This is a genomic window from Gluconobacter sp. R75690 (genome assembly GCF_015244525.1).
Lineage (GTDB): Bacteria > Pseudomonadota > Alphaproteobacteria > Acetobacterales > Acetobacteraceae > Gluconobacter > Gluconobacter potus.
The window spans coordinates 74,859-90,145 of the sequence record NZ_JABCQB010000006.1; the positions used below are offsets into that span (position 1 = coordinate 74,859).

Genomic DNA, 15,287 nt, shown 5'->3' on the forward strand with positions numbered 1-15,287 from the left:
CATGGCCAGTGATGTACGCTATATCGTCTATCGCACCGTCGCCGATGGGGCTGAAGGAGTGGGCTACGTTGTCAACGCCCTGGTCTGGGACGGCACAGGCACGACCCCCCTCATTCCGGCTGGGACTGCACTCGCGCAGGATGCCGCGCAGGCCTACCAGATCGGCAGCACCTACACGGCACCCACGTCATGACCTGGGCCCCCTGCCGGCGCATCGTGCGTGCGGACGTGCCATTCGCATTCCGGGTTCGCGGGATCAACGCGCCGCTCTTGCTCTGCTGGCCTGACACGTTCCTGAACGGATCGGCAGATTACAGCATCGATTTTGCCAGCCAGCTCTGTTGCGGCGAGGTACTTGTCGACGCGGCCTTCTCCGTCTCGGGCGGAAGCCTCGGCTGGTCCGGAAAGCCGACCTATACGGCCACCATCGCGACGGCATGGGTGACCTGGACAATGGCGGGAATACAGCAGATCGAGGTCACGGTCCTGACCAGTGAAGGCAGAAGCCTGTCGACGCTTGTCCAGATCAACGTGAAGCCCATAGCGGCTCTTCTGTCAGGCGGCAGTCCTTCCAGTGCTCCGAACATCCTGACTTTGCCTGATGGCACTCCACTCCTGACCGAATCAGGTCGTTCACTCCTCACCCAATAATCGGAGGCCCCATGAGCGGTACTCAGAACCCCGCCAGCGCAGGTGCGTCTGGTGGACAGTCGATCTCTGCCCTCGGCACGGCCCCGAAGATCGCTGCGACCGATACTGTATTGGGCGTCTTTGCGGGCGCCGTACAGAACGGGACCGTGGCTGATCTCGTTGCTGCGGGGCTGCCGGAAACGGTGGCGAAACAGTCGGATATCACAGAAGCCCTGAGTTCATCCGTTCTGGAGCAATATACTGTCCAGGCACAGACAAGTGCCCAGCAGTCAAAGCTGAGCGCCACACAGGCGGGTGCATCACAGGCAGCGGCCGGAGTTCATTCGCAGGCAGCAGCTCAGTCTGCTTCTGATGCAGCAACTATCCTTGCGGGATCCCAGTCTGCAGCGTCCCAGGCGATGGCTGGAGCCGAAAGCGCACAGAATGTGATCCAGGCAGCGGGTAATGTTCTGAATCAGGCTGCCTTCCGTATGTCACAGGGAATGGGTGGGGGCCTGCCGTTCATCGCCCGCGGCTGGTGGGACGCTGCCACAAACAGTCCAGCGCTCACCAGTGGCTCTGGCGCTGCAGGCGACGCTTATGTCGTCGTCAATGCCGGCGGAACGTCCCTGGACGGTCAGATGGGCTGGGAGCCATTCGACCTGGCCTATTTCAATGGCATAACCTGGGTCCGCGGCCCTGGTGCTGGCGTGCCGGTGGCGGCGCAGCAATTCGTCGCCACGGTTGCAGCGCAGATCGCCGACAATCAGCTCGGTCGGACATCGGGTGACAATGTATTCGAAATCGCAGATCCTGTTGGCTATCTGCTCTCCTGCATTGACGCTTCGGGGAACCTGACCACAGCAGGGTCAAGACTGGCATTCGGCTCGTTCGCGCTCGATGCCAGTGCGACCGCGATGCTTCAGGTTTCAGACCAGAACGGCTTTGTAGGCTTTGAAATCGACAGCTCCGGCGCGATTCAGTCTCCCGCCGGAGCTGTCGCTCCCAATCTCGGTCCCGTTTCTTTCGAAGTTGTGGAAGACGGTCTTGAGGGCGTCTCGATCATCGACCAGTTGGGCTATGTCGGGTTCGATACCACGGGGGCATTCGGAACAGTCTCCGGCCTGTCGGGCGGTTTCACCGCTGAAGACATCCGCTCCCATGACAGTGTGAACCTCGCCCGGTCTGCCCTGCTGGCCCAACGTCGGGCCAGCGCGAACCATGCCGCGCCAGTCTGGGGTTACTCGTTCTGCGACAGCTCGGGCCAGTCCGAACTGATGGGGTGGTATTCGGTTCCCCCGCGCACGGTGAATACACCTGCAAATCTCGGCGCTCTGATGATGGGCGCAAGCGTTTACGGGAATGGGGCGAATGATACCAGCCAGACGACGTTTTCTCCCGCGGGGGGATCATCCGCACTGCAGCCGATTGTCGGCACGTCATACGAACTATCCACGGCATCGCTTAACGGGCGTCCCGGGAACCAGTTGTGCTCTTACAAGCCGGCAGATGTCACTGTGTCGGCAAGTTCGACGGATGCCACGCAATGCATTCTGACAACCACCGATACGGCGATAGACTTTACGAAAGGAATCTGGTCCGCAGCCTCTGGAAACACCGGCACATGCCCCGGCTTGCAGGTTGGGGACAACATACAGATAACCGGCTTCATCGGCGATGCGGCAGTGATGAACATCAAGCCGCTAATTTACGGCTACACCCAGATCTGGACGGTTGCCGCTGTTTCGGCTCAGTCCCTGACACTGACTCTCAATACAAACAATAACGGCGGGTCCGACAATCCCGTTGCTGTCTCCGCTGCGGCAGGGATCACGATTGAGATCGTGTGGGGAGGGAGTGCGAACTACATCGGCGAAGCGCAGTGTGTACAGGCTTCCGTGGCGTTTAGAAAGTTCCAGCTTCAGGCCCGGGGACTGATCGAAGACTCTTCACGCCAGCTTGTAACCTACTGTTCCGCCATTGGCGGGCAGTCCATCACACAACTTTCAAAGGGAGCAAATCCCAATATCTACGAGCGTGGCATCACGGCCTTTGCGGCGCTCAAGACGCTGGCGACTACGGCCAATGTAACCTTCGGAGCGTATCTGATTGAGTGGCTGCAGGGCGGTTCCGATCCCAATACGGATTATGCCACGTACTCGGCGGCGCTTGAGGCCTATCATGATGACAAGGCTGCGGATTTCATGGCGATCAGCGGTCAGTCCCTGCCGCCGCGCATGGAAATCGCTGTTCTGTCGCAGTTCAACACGGTCACGCATGACAACATGGGGGTGGAACGGGCTCAGGTCGATTACTGCGAGGCCAATCCCGACAGGGCATACTGTGTCGGCGCGATGTATCCGGCCTATGATTATTACGTCCATAACGCCAGCAATGGAGAGACATGGATGGGAGCGATGCGGGCCAAGGCCCGTGATCGTCTCTTCAACGGAGGGGTCATCCCATTCCCGGTGCGAATGTACCAGGCGACAGCGCGCGGGAATCAGGTGCTCGTTGATTTTCAGGCTCCTGTTCCCCCTCTGGTGATCAAGCCGGCAGGCGTGGGTCAGAGAGACACACTGCTGCCGAACTACGGCCTGGTTGCCGTGGATGCCAACGGGAACATGTTGACCATTGCTTCCACGGAACTGGTCGGGGATCTGACGATCCTCATCACGCTTGCAGCGACCGTGCCGGACGGGGCGTGGATCTACTGTGCTCCGGCGAGAAATTACGGAGCCGATGGCTCATCCAACATTTTCGACAGCGACCCGACCGTCGCCGCCATCCCGTATCTCTGGACGGCCGGTGACGGAACCACATTCCCGGAACAGGAACTTGCAGCCTCCGGAACCCCAATGAGCCTTGCCAATCCGGCGGTTCCTTACGCACTTCAAATCACTCAGGGGTAAATCATGAGCCTTCGTATCACCACGCCTGCCTCGTTCGCTGGTAATAATATCGGCTGGCGGGCCCCCACTTCGCAGCAGCCGGAGTTCGCGGCATTCTTTAATGCGTCAATCTCGAACCTGGTCCCGGGCTCGATCCAGCCCACCACAATCCCAGGACTGGCCGCGCCGCAACTCACGGACGGCATGGCTGGAAGCCAGTTGCCTTATGTGACGACGCAGGGGGGAAGCTACGGGATTGATACCGGACTATCGCAGACGCCTGATTTCACCATCATATTGCTGGCAAATGTGCCGAATCCTGCGACGACGTCGGAACAGTCAGTCCTGGTATCAAGCTATGGACGCGGCAGCGACAGTTCCATGCAGCTCTGCACATGGACGAGCGGAGTGTTCCACGCCTACTGTACCTCGTCCAACACCGGGGATGTGATCGCGAATTTGCAGGATAGCGGTGCGTGGGGTAGCTGGCGGCTGCTTTCCATGACGGTATCCACATCGGGCACGACCCAGACGATCACGATTTCCGACCTGACGGGTGGTAACACGGCCACAGATTCAGTCACGAAATCTGCCAATACAACAGACAGCGGCGTTACATACTGGATCGGCAATGATCCGACGTGCTCCACAACGCAAAATGCCGGTGCCGTCAAAATGGCGTTCCTTGGGATCTGGGACAGTGTGCTGTCTTCGGATGACCAGAATGCCGTGCGTGCCCTGCTTCAGAAGTATGCCACACAATACGGGCAGACCTGCTGACCCTTCCCCAGGCTGACACACCGACATGGCCGCCCTCTGAGGCGGCTTTTTTATTGGAGGGCCGCATGCCCGATGAAGCCGTTGGCAATACTGAGCTCCTCGAGCGTGTTGTCAGGATCGAAACCAAGCAGGAACATCTGGAAGATACGACGGGATCCCTCTCGGATCGTGTCGCCACGCTCGAGGATACCGTGAAAAGCGGGTTCGCCTCTCTCAGTGCCAAGATGGATTCCCTCAACAGCCGACGCGCCATGGTCATTGCAGGCGGATCCGGGGTCGGGGGCGGCGTTGCCGTGGGGCTTTACTCCCTGGCACGCCTGCTCTGGCACCTGTAATGACCGGCCTGAACCTCTCACAGATCAAGCGTCTGTGGATCCGGCCGGCACTCCAGGCGATTGGTCTGGACGACCCGGCACATCTCAACATCGTCACCGGTATCGGCCTGGTCGAGAGCGGCTATGTCTGGCTGGAGCAGCTCAACAGTGGGCCGGCCAAGGGCTTCTGGCAGATGGAACCGGCCACCCATGACGACATCTGGAAGAACTCCCTTCCGGCACCGTCCCGCTCAAGGATCGCATCAGGCCTGAACCGGCTGCTCTCTGGCCAGCCGCACACAGCCGATCTGATGATCACCTTGCCGCTCTACGGCGCGGCCATGTGCGCCACGAAAATTCTTCTAGCCCCTGAGCCGATCCCCGCAGCTGATGATGCGGCCGGTCAGGCCCAGTACCACAAGCGCTGGTACAACTCCCCGCTCGGTTCGGCCTGCGCTCTGGAGAATATCCCTGATTTCCAGGCCGCCATCGCAGCGTGAGCCTGCTCCTCTGGGCGCTGTGGCGCCGTCATCTCCTGCGCCTGCGCGTCCTCGCCTGGTGCTCCCGTATCCCAGGACAAAAATGATGATCCGACGCCTTCTGGCAGTCCTGTCACTGGTTGCGCTTGCGGCCTGTGCTGGCGGAACACCTTCGCCTGTCGCACGCGTTTCCGACTTCGGGGCAGATGTTCATCCGGTTTTGCGCCACACGGCGCATGCTCCGGTCAAAGCGGCTCGATATGGCGTCACAGCGACCGGTTCGACAGATCCGAATGCCACTCTGAACTGGTGCTCCTATACCGGCACAGGGAACATAGCCTGCATCCAGACGGCAACAGCTGTCGCAAGCGCGGTGAACGCCCGCGTGCTGGCTGCAGGTGGTGCATCTGCGTCCCAGACCCTGACCACGCCCACCCTTTCCAGCCCGGCAGTTATTGGCGGAACCCAGTCAGGCACAGCTATGACGGGTGTATCTGTGGACAGCACGAGCACGATCAACAGCGCATCCCGCGCAGCCAATTCGATCGTCCGGACCAACGCGGAGCGGTTCGGCGACCGCATCAGCGCCCTCGATTACTGCGCGCTTTCTGACGTAAACGGCAGCACCGACAACACCGCCTGTATCCAGCGGGCGATCTATGCGGTCTGCGCCGCCTCCGGTGGTCAGGCGCCGTGGGGATCCGGCGGTGAGGTCTTCTTCCCGCCAGCTGCCTGGACGTTTTCGTCCCTGTCCGCGCCCTGTAATGGCGTGACGCTCTCGGGCGCGAATAACGGCAACGTCAATTCCGGCTCTCTGGATTACCGGGGCACGGTCTTCAGGCTAATCACGCCGGCCAACCAGTCCGCCATCTCGTCAGGCATGACAACGTCGGATTACGGTGGCGGCCTGCATGTCCGGGATGTCGCGATCGACGGCAGCAGCATGGCCGCCACGGCCACGGTGTTCGATTATTCCTGGGTCCAGCATTCCACGATCAAAAACGTCTCGGCCTACAACATCACCAACTTCTTCCGGGAAGAAGGCGGCGCGGCCAATACGATCGAAGATGTGGTCATCCTCGGGATCTCCGGAACGGGCATCGAATTTTTCGGCGACGCATCGGCCTGCTCGGATCTGGCATCGTGCAACAAGCGCGCTGATCTGCTTCGCGTGAACCGCGTCAACATGAATGGAACTGTCACCAGCAGCGGCGCGCATACGGCGACCTGTTTTGCCTATCATGACTTCGCCCAGTCTTTGAACGTCGATCATGCGATCTGCGAGAATGCCCTGTTCGGGCTGAACATCTATTGTCAGGCCAGCCAGGGCCATAACGGTGAAGCCTGCCCGGCTTTCCCGCGCTTTCACGACCTCGAAGCTGAAAACTGCACGACCTGTGGCAATATTTCGGACGCTCAGGACGTCGAGATGCGTGGCGGCTATATGCTCGGCCAGGGGACGGCCAGCGCGCATGTCCTGCAGGTCTACAATACCAATTTCGGCGGGGCGGCATCGTCGTCCGTAGTGGGCTCCTATGCCCAGGCGTTCCGGAATTTCGGTGGCCGGTTCGGCGATTCCGGAGGCGCCGCAGTCGTTCTGGGCGTGGCCGACTTTGTGTTCAGCGGCTCGCAGATTTTCTCGTCCAACCTGTCTGATACGAACAACAGCATCGGCGCTCCAAACATCGAGGTGACACCGACGGGAAGCACGACGAACCCGACGCGCGGCATCATCACGCAGAACATTCTCTGTGAAGCCTCGGGACAGCAGCCGCTCCAGAACACCAATGACAGCAGCCTGTCACTGATCCAGGGATCCATCTGGCTGGCTCCTGGAGTCACGAACACCAAGGTTTTCGGCAACGAATACTCCCGCTGCGTCAGTGGTCCGCAGGATTTCACGACGAGCAATTCCACCAATACGATCGCCGCATACTGAGCGGCGTCTCTCTGGAGAACTGAAATGGACTGGACCTCCCTGTTCCAGACGATCCTGCCATATCTGCCTGCGCAGTATGCGGGAGATCTCGTCTCGATCCTCACCTTCCTGATCGCGGCCGCTGCTCTGGCCACGCGCTTCTGGAAGCCGCCTGCTGCCGGCAGCAAGCTGGTGCTGCTCTACAAGGCCGTTTCTGCCCTGGCGCAGTCCAGGGGCTGGAACACCAACGTCTATCAGCCCGATGCCAAGGCCCTGATGATCCCGGCCGAGGCCAGCCGTGCTGTCGAGGCCGCCAGGCTGGGTCTCGATCCGGCTTCAACACATCCGAAATCGGGTGAACCGCCCAAAGTATCTGGTTGACGCGGCTTTCTCTTAGGTGCGCGCGATTTTCTTTTCCTAGAAGCATGCTCCCCTGATCGGGGATGCCAATGAATGACCTGTTCCAACCGCCCTCCGGGGCGGTTTTTTTATTGGAGGCCTCTGTGACTGATCTGAATTCCCTCACTGCGCGTCAGACGCGCCGCGGTTTCCTCGGGACAATTCTTGCCGGCTCCGCAATCGGCATGCTTGGCGCCTGCACTGTCACGAAGTCCGGCAACGTCACGACCATCACGGTCAACGTCGCCAAAGTGAAGGCTTACGGTCAGGCGGGCATCAACGCGGTCTCGACGGTCCTGTCCATCGCTGCGGTAGCTTCGGCGATCGGTGCACCGGCTGTCGCTGTGATCGAGACGGCATCGGTGGCGCTGTCCGGGGCGTTGACCGCTTTCTCGTCCGCCGCCGGATCGAGCGTGACGGTCAGCTACGACGACACGACCATGAAGAGCGCGATCAACTCGGTCCTGGCAGATCTTCAGACGGTCGCTGCCGATCTGTCTTCGGCCATCACAGGCGCGAGCAGCACGGTATCCAGTTCCGTCCTGTCCGACGCGAATACGGCCCTGTCTGCTCTCAAGACCATCGTATCCGTGTTTGAAGGCATCCTCGGCGTCGTCTCCCTGTCTGAACCGGCCATGACGGAAGCTCAGGCTCTCCGCATCCTGAAGGTGGCGGCCTGATGCGCCTGCTCTTCATCCTGAAAAGCCGCGAGGGAAACTGGGGCTATGCCTCCGGTTCCTCCGGCCTGGCCAATTCGGTGCGCTTTGTCGTGGACATGCTCACCAGCCATGGGATCGAGGCCCAAGCGATCGAAGTGCAGGACAACAACTGCATCGACCGGGAAGTGACGGCCTATCGTCCGACACATGTCATTGTCGAGGCCTTCTGGGTCGTTCCGGAAAAATTCGACGTTCTGAAAGCCCTGCATCCGCGCGTCCGCTGGATTGTGCGCGACCATTCCGAAACGCCTTTCCTCGCCAATGAGGGCATCGCGTTTGGCTGGACGGCGGCGTATCTGGCCCGTGGCGTAGAGGTCATGTGCAATGCGCCCCGAGCAGTCGGTGACATGCAGGTTGTCGCATCGGCATGCGCTCATCCGGAGACGCTTGTCACGTATGGGCCGAATTATTACCCGACGCCTTCGGGAGGCGAAATCAGTGCCAGGCCCATGCCGTCGGATATGATCGATATCGGCTGTTTCGGTGCTATCCGTCCGCTCAAGAACCACATGGTTCAGGCGATTGCCGCCATGGCTTTTGCTGATGCGGCAGGCCTGTCCCTGCGCTTCCACGTCAATGCCACGCGGGTTGAAGGGAACGGCAGTCCGGTCCTCAAGAACCTGCGGGAACTGTTCGCTGCGTCGCGGCATGAACTGATCGAGCATGGCTGGCAGGAACACGCGGATTTCCTGCGCCTGATGGCCACGATGGATATCTGCATGCAGGTCTCCTTCACCGAGACATTCAATATCGTAGCAGCCGACGCCATGGCCTCTTCCGTGCCGGTTGTCGCATCAAGCGAATTCCCGTGGCTCGGGGAGTATGCCTTTGCAGATCCGACATCGAGCAAGGGCATTGCGGCCCTGCTGATGGACATCTGGACAGAAAGCGACGTGGCCCGTTCGTATCGGCTGCATCGCCAGCGGCGCGATATGATGAATTATAACCGGCGCTCCGAATGCGTCTGGCTGGAGCGGTTCGCATGACCGCGACGGTTCGCCTCTACGATCCGGCGGACGCATTCGGGAGCCTGATCTGCTGGCGGCTCGAAAGCGACTACAACCACGCCACGATCGAGCTGGACGGGACGATCTATTCGGCCACCTACCCGCGGATCGTGGGGGTCGATCCTACCGATCCAGACTTCGGGATGCCACCCCGGAACGGGCATGCCTTCACGATCCGCCTGACGGACGATGAAGCGGCACGTGCCCAGGCCTACTGCAAGTCCATGCTGGGCACGTCATACGACGTTCTGGCGATGGCAGCCTGGGCCTTCCGGATCCAGTCCCTTCAGCGGCCCGGCCATGCCTACTGCTTCGAATACGTTTACGACGCGCTCGCAGCTGCCGGCGTGTTTTCGACATCCCGGCGGCTGGTCACGGGCGAGCAGCTTCTCAACGACCTGTATCAGGCCGGGCGGGTCGAGAATATGGCGCTTGGAAGCGCCCTGCCCTTGCGGATGCGCGCGCGCCTTCTCGGCCAGGCCGCCCCCATTTACGTCCCCGCCCCAAAGGTGAACGCATGACCCGCTGCCTCGGCAAAAAAGACCCTAAACACGACTATCGCACTTATCGCCTTGCGCCTGTTCTGGAAGCCGCATTGCCGACCGTACCCTACGCCCGCGACTGGTCCGCGTCTGTGCCCTATCAGATGTGGGGCAATGACCGCTTTGGATGCTGTGCCTTCGCTGCCCACGCCGCGTTGGTTGCGACCTGGACGAAAGCAGCGCAGGGGCTCGTCGTCCTCTCAACCGATCAGGTGCTGGCAAATTATGCTGCCGTCACCGGCTTCGATCCCGCCACAGGCACAAACGACGACGGTACTGTGCTGCTGGATGAACTGAACGCATGGCGAAGGACGGGCTTCCAGCGGCCGGGTCAGACCCTCGACTATCTGACTGCATTCGGCTCCATCCAGCCGACCGACGAGATGAGCATCAAACGCGGTATCGCGTTCCTTGGTGGGGTACTGGCGGGGGTGCAGGTGCCACAGGGCTTCCTGTCGCTCGGCCTGGGTGAGACGTGGGATCTGGATACGCTTGCCGGCGATGCGCTCAAGCCTGCTGGCGGCCATGCGATCGCTCTTGTGGGCTACAACCCGGACGGCGTGTTCTTCAACACCTGGGGCGCCCGCACCTTCATGCCCTGGGCGACCTTCTCGGCAATCGCCGATGAGGCTTACGGTCTGCTGTCACGGCAGAACTGGCTTGGCGTGCCCGGCACGGCACCGACCGGTGAGGATTTCGATGCATTGCTGGCAGAAGTCCGTGCTGCATGATCTCCTCACCGCCGTCATCATCCTCGTTCCCTTACTCTCGGGAGTCACGCTCGCCATGATCGGCACGGCGCGGGATCTGCGGGGGGAATGACCCGCAATCCTGTGAATTCGATGGACGAGCGCGGAATCGAATTGAAGGGTTCCAGTTAGGGGGTATGAGAAACTTACGAAAAGTACTCCCATACCCTCAGTAACTCTAAAAACATCGACCAGCAGTCAGCTAGTTCCAGAGGATCTCTATCTGTCTTCTGGAGCTTCTGATCTGTTTCAGAAGTCAATCCTTGCAGTGACTTTGAAGGAGCGTCCAGGCTGCGTGTAGTAGCGTTCGGAGAGAGATGAAGACGACGCTCCGTACGGGAGTGATGCGGCGTTGTAATAGGCTTTGTTGAAGATGTTGTACATTCCGGCCTGAATGCGCAGGGCGTGATAGAAAGAAGGGCTGTACCAGCCGGTAAGGTCAAAGAGGACATAACCGGGTGTCTTCCACTGACTGGTCAGTGTTCCGGTAGAGGTCAGATATTTAGCGTCGTTTCGATGCGTGGCGAATGTGGCTGACAGATCGCTGCCCCAACGGTCAGTCTTGTACCCGAAGCCAATAATTCCGCGGAAAGGTGCGACCGACGCAAGGTGGAAGTTCATGTCGGTATCGCGTCCATCCGTGTAGGAAAAGGACCCCCATGTGTGCCAGTGCTTGTCAAAGGCCCAGTGGATATTGGCTTCAGTACCGTAGATTCGAACATGGGAAAGATTGGTATAGCCGTAGCAGAGGTAATAACCTGAGCAACCGGTAATTCCGTCCATGTCGATATAGTTCTTATAATAATTGTCGTAGAAGGATACGTTGACGCCACGTTCGGAATCACCATACTTCAAGCCAACCTCCCAACCTTTGCTGCTTTCGGGCTTGAGATTGGGATTTCCGACAACCTGGTAGTAGGGTGCCGTACTGTAATTCAGATATTCTTCTGTAGCGGAGGGTGCACGATAGGCCTGTGAATACAGAGCATACAGCGTCAGATCCTTCGTGACTTTTCCTTCGATGAGGACTTTGGGAGAAAAGTGGGAGCCATGAGCTCCATGCGGCAGGCCGGTGTAGCCCGAATTCGCCTGATAGGAAGCAGTATTGTGAGGATCGCGCTGGAAGTAGTCGAAACGGAATCCGGGGGTGATATGGAACCATTCCTTCGCACCCATACCGATACGATCCTGCACCAGTGCTCCAAGGTCAGTGCCATGAACTTTCGGCATGTCCGAGAAATTATCATGCAGATAAGGACTGGATGTCGCCTGCTGGCCGGTCTGGGTTTGGTAGGTATCGGTCAGGAAAACTTCACCGCCATAGGTAATGGCGTGATGGAGTGGACCGGTGAAGACATTGTTGGTGGCTGAACCTTTCACGCCATAGGACTGCACCGGCAGCGTCAGATGCTCATGGCTATAGGTCGAAGCCTTGGCAGTATCGTTGTTGAGAATATCGGTATCAGTCTTGATCTGCTGCCAGTACGCCAGAAGATGAGCCTCGCTGAAAAGCGAAGTCGGCGTTTCCCCCTGGTAATCGTAGTTGCCTGAGATGCGCGAACGCTGATTTTCACTTTTGGTCGTATAATGGTCGGTAGCAGTGGATTCAGACGTCCGTGTTCGTTCATTGTAATTGCGGTCAAACCATTCGCCAGTCAGACCGATCCGGTGGCCACCCTCAAAATAGTGACGGATTTTGCCGAGGAAGCTGCCCTGACTATAGCTGGCAGGATCTTTAGCGGTTCGGGTGCGCCCGTAACCGTAGATGTTTCCTTCGTTCCCTGTCTCGCTGCCGTTCTGATAGCCACCCTGGAGCAGGAAAACCGTGTTCTTGTATCGGGCTGCAAAAGCCTGATCGAGGAGAGCCGCTTCAGCAGAGCCGTTATAGGTCAGCTTCGTGATGCCGCCGAAGGTCTTTCCCGGTTTGAGGATGTCTTCCGGATCCAGTGTCCGGAGTGCAATAACGCCTCCGAGGGCACCTGTGCCGAAAAAGCTGGAATCTGCGCTTTTGACCACATCAATGGCGCCGAGGGAATTGAAATCGAAGGCGCTGACACCACCCTGCGCGGTGCTGAACGACCCGGCATAGGCACCATCATTCGCCCAGGGCATGCGAACGCCATCAATGGTTGTCTGGATGCGGTTCTGATCAAGCCCGCGGATGTTGATGCTGGAATTCCCGGCACTGTAATTCACGGACGCATCCACGCGACGGGAATAATCTTCCAGGCTGTCGATCTGACGGTCACGAAAAGTCTTGTAAGTGGTCGTTGTCGTGAGAACACCAGCCATGCCGACCGAACTGTGATCTGCATCGGGATCGAATTTCATCGAATCAATGATGTCCTGCGCCCCCTTCACCTTCACGGCCGGCAGGGCAATCGAGACCTGTGGAGGCGTTGGTGTACTCGCGCTGCTTTTGGACGTGGTTGCTGAAACAGCAGATTTGGACGTCTTCGGATCGGTATTCACCGACGCTGCAACGGCAGGTGCTACGCAGGCGCAGGCCAGTGCCGTGGTCGCCAGCATATAGGAAAAAAAGACGCGACGTGGTCGTGGACAGAACCTTGGCATTGCGGGAAACCTCGGGCATTGCAAATGAGAATCGATCGCATGTAAGGTCCTTAAAAAGCGCCCGTCAACCGGAATTCGCTCTTGTTGCTCATGATTATCGTTCGCAACAAAACGAGTGTATTTTTCTGGTCACATCGGATCGATCGGCATTTACATTGCGCCCTCCCATTCAGAGAGCGGCATACTATCGAAAGGCCCGTAGCCTGATGAACGAAACGAACACACTCCCCCTGTCGCGCCGCCTCAGGGAAGCGACAACGTCAACACATGAGACGTTGGATCAGAGCATCATGTCGCGGAACATGTTTGCCACGACCAAGGGCTATCGCGACTTTGTGCTCCTGCAGTATCGGTTTCACCAGCATCTTGACCCTCTGTATCGTCATGAGGTGCTCGCCGGCATTATTCCGGGTCTTGAGGCCAGAAACCGTTTTTCGTTGATTCAGGAAGACCTGAACGATCTTGGCGAGCCTCTTCCGTCACACCCAACCTTTTTGCCGGTGGAGGACGCCTCCGTGGCAGCCGGATGGTTGTATGTCGGAGAAGGATCCAAGCTCGGCGCCGGTTTTCTCATAAAGCTTGCGCAGAAAATCGGCTTTACATCAAGCTTCGGTGCCCGACACCTCGCCCCGGATCCAGAAGGCCGGGGACTGTCATGGAACAGGTTTCGTGAAGCCATTGATCATGCGCCGGAACTGGACCCTACGCGGTGTATCCAAGGGGCTCAGGACGCCTTCAGGCACGTCAGGAGATATCTCGAGAGTCCCGAAGATGTCCTGATGCATCCTTAAACGCCGGCCCACTTCACTGCCTCTACAAGCCTGTCGCTAGAATCTTCCTGCTCAGTTTAATGTTGAAAATCTGGGCAGGATGCTGACGTGAAGTGCAAAACCCGTGCAGTCTCGTAGCTCTCTATCTATTTTACCGCAGAAAACTGCCATTTTGAGAGATTTCCACCTCCCTTGACATGGTAGGGGTCACAGGTTCAATCCCTGTTGCGTCCACCACTCGATCCGAACCGTCATCGTGGTAGTCTGTGGGCTTGGCCAGCTCTGAGGGTGACGAAAGTCATCAAGCTCCCTTTTCAGTTCACCAGATTGGGTGGTTCCTCCATGGGAGGCGGATTACCACCCGGCGGAGGATAAGGATTGGGTGCTGGCGGAATGGGAGGACGGGGCGGACATGGGTTCGGCAATTCACTGGCCTTGATCCACGATGCGCGAATAAACAGGTTGCTCTCAACGGTCATGGTCGGCTCCCATCAAAGTGGTGAGACACTGTAAAACCACTCGGCAAACAAGGTTCGGTCAGGAAAAAAAAAAGAAAAGCGGGCGGCCTCTTTGCGTGGCTCCATATCGTGCTGAGGCGGCACTCCAGGAGCAGAGGGTTGAGGTCCTGCTCCGTTCCACTTCTCGTTGTTCACCCCCAGCCGTCCGGGCCTATACCAGGACCGTAGCAACCTGACAGAAGGAAATGGGTTTGCCTGCGTTTAATGCCCGATGTAGCGCCCAGGCCGGTGGAACACAATCAGGACACCACTCATTGCAAAGGCGCTTACGGCTGACAGCAGGACTTTTTCCCATGGCAGGAAAAATGTGGACAGTGTCAGAATGGCTGTATCAATCATGATCTGAACGCGGCCTGCATTGATTCCCCGACTTTTCTGGAGCCAGAGCGTGATAACGCCTGTTCCACCTACACCGGCCTGATGGCGTGCAAGGGAGAGAATCCCCATCCCGATGACGGTTCCACCGAATATCGCGGCGAACAGGGGTTGGACATAAGAGAGTGCCATGACATTCGGGATGACACCTGCGAGGGCTGTGATCCCGAAACTGGCGATTGTCGTTTTAATGGCAAAGCGCGCGCCCATAGCGCGAATGGCGAACAGGAGAAACGGTATGTTAATGACCGTAAACAGATTCCCGGGGGTCATGGGAACGACATATGAGAGCAGCAGGGCAATGCCGGCCACGCCTCCGGTCACGAGCCCGGCCTTGTGCAGGTACATGAGTCCCATAACAATCAAGGAACAGCCTATCAGAAAGGCGTAGATGTCTTCTGCGTGCGAGTGACGAAGCCCGGGTCCATATGGTGAGGTCATATCCAGAAAATCCAGCCGTCCAGCAGGCAGACCCCTTCCGCCCCGCCAGATCAGATCCATGAGAATTCGAGCCAGATAGTTCAGTCCCCGCTACCTGCACAGCCCCTTTCATACGAAGAAAATATTGTTTCAAATGGCCGCTTTCTGTCTTGCCTGAAACTGCTGATAGCGCATCGATATT

At 58.5% G+C, this 15,287-nt stretch carries 15 protein-coding genes; 13 read left to right on the plus strand and 2 right to left on the minus strand.

Annotated elements, in window-relative coordinates; genetic code table 11:
• Nucleotide 1: 1 nt before the first annotated feature.
• The 12 genes from HKD27_RS09080 to HKD27_RS09135 all read left to right on the plus strand — a co-directional run bounded on the left by HKD27_RS09080 (nt 2) and on the right by HKD27_RS09135 (nt 10,410).
• Complete coding sequence (locus tag HKD27_RS09080; protein ID WP_194689270.1) at nt 2-193, plus strand: hypothetical protein; 192 nt, start codon at nt 2-4, stop codon at nt 191-193.
• A complete protein-coding gene (locus HKD27_RS09085) occupies nt 190-651 on the plus strand; it encodes a hypothetical protein (protein ID WP_194689271.1) in 462 nt (153 codons plus the stop codon). Before HKD27_RS09080 ends, HKD27_RS09085 begins: the two co-directional genes overlap by 4 nt.
• A gap of 11 nt (nt 652-662) precedes the next feature.
• A complete protein-coding gene (locus HKD27_RS09090; RefSeq protein ID WP_194689272.1) occupies nt 663-3,542 on the plus strand; it encodes a hypothetical protein in 2,880 nt (959 codons plus the stop codon).
• A 3-nt stretch (nt 3,543-3,545) separates the two neighbouring features.
• A complete protein-coding gene (locus HKD27_RS09095) occupies nt 3,546-4,301 on the plus strand; it encodes a hypothetical protein (RefSeq protein WP_194689273.1) in 756 nt (251 codons plus the stop codon).
• 65 nt (nt 4,302-4,366) lie between these two features.
• Nucleotides 4,367-4,636 (plus strand): hypothetical protein, encoded by a 270-nt coding sequence (locus tag HKD27_RS09100; protein ID WP_172493298.1) that lies wholly within the window; start codon nt 4,367-4,369, stop codon nt 4,634-4,636.
• Complete coding sequence (locus HKD27_RS09105; RefSeq protein ID WP_194689274.1) at nt 4,636-5,115, plus strand: hypothetical protein; 480 nt, start codon at nt 4,636-4,638, stop codon at nt 5,113-5,115. Before HKD27_RS09100 ends, HKD27_RS09105 begins: the two co-directional genes overlap by 1 nt.
• Before the next feature lie 82 nt (nt 5,116-5,197).
• Nucleotides 5,198-7,033 carry a hypothetical protein gene (locus HKD27_RS09110; RefSeq protein ID WP_194689275.1) on the plus strand — a complete coding sequence of 612 codons (1,836 nt, stop codon included), beginning with the start codon at nt 5,198-5,200 and terminating at the stop codon, nt 7,031-7,033.
• A gap of 24 nt (nt 7,034-7,057) precedes the next feature.
• Complete coding sequence (locus tag HKD27_RS09115) at nt 7,058-7,393, plus strand: hypothetical protein (protein ID WP_194689276.1); 336 nt, start codon at nt 7,058-7,060, stop codon at nt 7,391-7,393.
• A gap of 122 nt (nt 7,394-7,515) precedes the next feature.
• Nucleotides 7,516-8,091, plus strand: coding sequence for a hypothetical protein (locus HKD27_RS09120; protein ID WP_370544258.1), 576 nt, complete (start codon nt 7,516-7,518; stop codon nt 8,089-8,091).
• Nucleotides 8,091-9,116: a glycosyltransferase gene (locus HKD27_RS09125; protein WP_194689277.1), complete on the plus strand. Its 1,026-nt coding sequence runs from the start codon at nt 8,091-8,093 to the stop codon at nt 9,114-9,116. Before HKD27_RS09120 ends, HKD27_RS09125 begins: the two co-directional genes overlap by 1 nt.
• Nucleotides 9,113-9,658, plus strand: coding sequence for a hypothetical protein (locus HKD27_RS09130; RefSeq protein ID WP_228518415.1), 546 nt, complete (start codon nt 9,113-9,115; stop codon nt 9,656-9,658). Before HKD27_RS09125 ends, HKD27_RS09130 begins: the two co-directional genes overlap by 4 nt.
• Nucleotides 9,655-10,410: a hypothetical protein gene (locus tag HKD27_RS09135; protein WP_194689278.1), complete on the plus strand. Its 756-nt coding sequence runs from the start codon at nt 9,655-9,657 to the stop codon at nt 10,408-10,410. The genes HKD27_RS09130 and HKD27_RS09135 overlap by 4 nt, the downstream gene beginning before the upstream one ends.
• Before the next feature lie 267 nt (nt 10,411-10,677).
• Here HKD27_RS09135 and HKD27_RS09140 read toward each other — a convergent pair whose 3' ends face one another.
• Nucleotides 10,678-13,002: a TonB-dependent hemoglobin/transferrin/lactoferrin family receptor gene (locus tag HKD27_RS09140; RefSeq protein WP_228518416.1), complete on the minus strand. Its 2,325-nt coding sequence runs from the start codon at nt 13,000-13,002 to the stop codon at nt 10,678-10,680.
• A 206-nt stretch (nt 13,003-13,208) separates the two neighbouring features.
• Between HKD27_RS09140 and HKD27_RS09145 the strand changes: the two genes are divergently transcribed.
• On the plus strand, nt 13,209-13,793 hold the full coding sequence (locus HKD27_RS09145; protein ID WP_194689279.1) for a biliverdin-producing heme oxygenase: 585 nt from the start codon (nt 13,209-13,211) through the stop codon (nt 13,791-13,793).
• A 698-nt stretch (nt 13,794-14,491) separates the two neighbouring features.
• Here HKD27_RS09145 and HKD27_RS09150 read toward each other — a convergent pair.
• The gene (locus HKD27_RS09150; RefSeq protein ID WP_228518417.1) at nt 14,492-15,166 is read right to left on the minus strand and encodes a YitT family protein; all 675 of its coding nucleotides are present in this window, start codon (nt 15,164-15,166) and stop codon (nt 14,492-14,494) included.
• Nucleotides 15,167-15,287: the final 121 nt, after the last annotated feature.

Bases quoted from the DNA above. Each gene is read 5' to 3' on its own strand.
- HKD27_RS09080 (WP_194689270.1), top strand. From the start codon at position 2: ATGGCCAGTGATGTACGCTATATCGTCTATCGCACCGTCGCCGATGGG.
- HKD27_RS09085 (WP_194689271.1), top strand. From the start codon at position 190: ATGACCTGGGCCCCCTGCCGGCGCATCGTGCGTGCGGACGTGCCATTC.
- HKD27_RS09090 (WP_194689272.1), top strand. From the start codon at position 663: ATGAGCGGTACTCAGAACCCCGCCAGCGCAGGTGCGTCTGGTGGACAG.
- HKD27_RS09095 (WP_194689273.1), top strand. From the start codon at position 3,546: ATGAGCCTTCGTATCACCACGCCTGCCTCGTTCGCTGGTAATAATATC.
- HKD27_RS09100 (WP_172493298.1), top strand. From the start codon at position 4,367: ATGCCCGATGAAGCCGTTGGCAATACTGAGCTCCTCGAGCGTGTTGTC.
- HKD27_RS09105 (WP_194689274.1), top strand. From the start codon at position 4,636: ATGACCGGCCTGAACCTCTCACAGATCAAGCGTCTGTGGATCCGGCCG.
- HKD27_RS09110 (WP_194689275.1), top strand. From the start codon at position 5,198: ATGATGATCCGACGCCTTCTGGCAGTCCTGTCACTGGTTGCGCTTGCG.
- HKD27_RS09115 (WP_194689276.1), top strand. From the start codon at position 7,058: ATGGACTGGACCTCCCTGTTCCAGACGATCCTGCCATATCTGCCTGCG.
- HKD27_RS09125 (WP_194689277.1), top strand. From the start codon at position 8,091: ATGCGCCTGCTCTTCATCCTGAAAAGCCGCGAGGGAAACTGGGGCTAT.
- HKD27_RS09130 (WP_228518415.1), top strand. From the start codon at position 9,113: ATGACCGCGACGGTTCGCCTCTACGATCCGGCGGACGCATTCGGGAGC.
- HKD27_RS09135 (WP_194689278.1), top strand. From the start codon at position 9,655: ATGACCCGCTGCCTCGGCAAAAAAGACCCTAAACACGACTATCGCACT.
- HKD27_RS09140 (WP_228518416.1), bottom strand. From the start codon at position 13,002: ATGCCAAGGTTCTGTCCACGACCACGTCGCGTCTTTTTTTCCTATATG.
- HKD27_RS09145 (WP_194689279.1), top strand. From the start codon at position 13,209: ATGAACGAAACGAACACACTCCCCCTGTCGCGCCGCCTCAGGGAAGCG.
- HKD27_RS09150 (WP_228518417.1), bottom strand. From the start codon at position 15,166: ATGGATCTGATCTGGCGGGGCGGAAGGGGTCTGCCTGCTGGACGGCTG.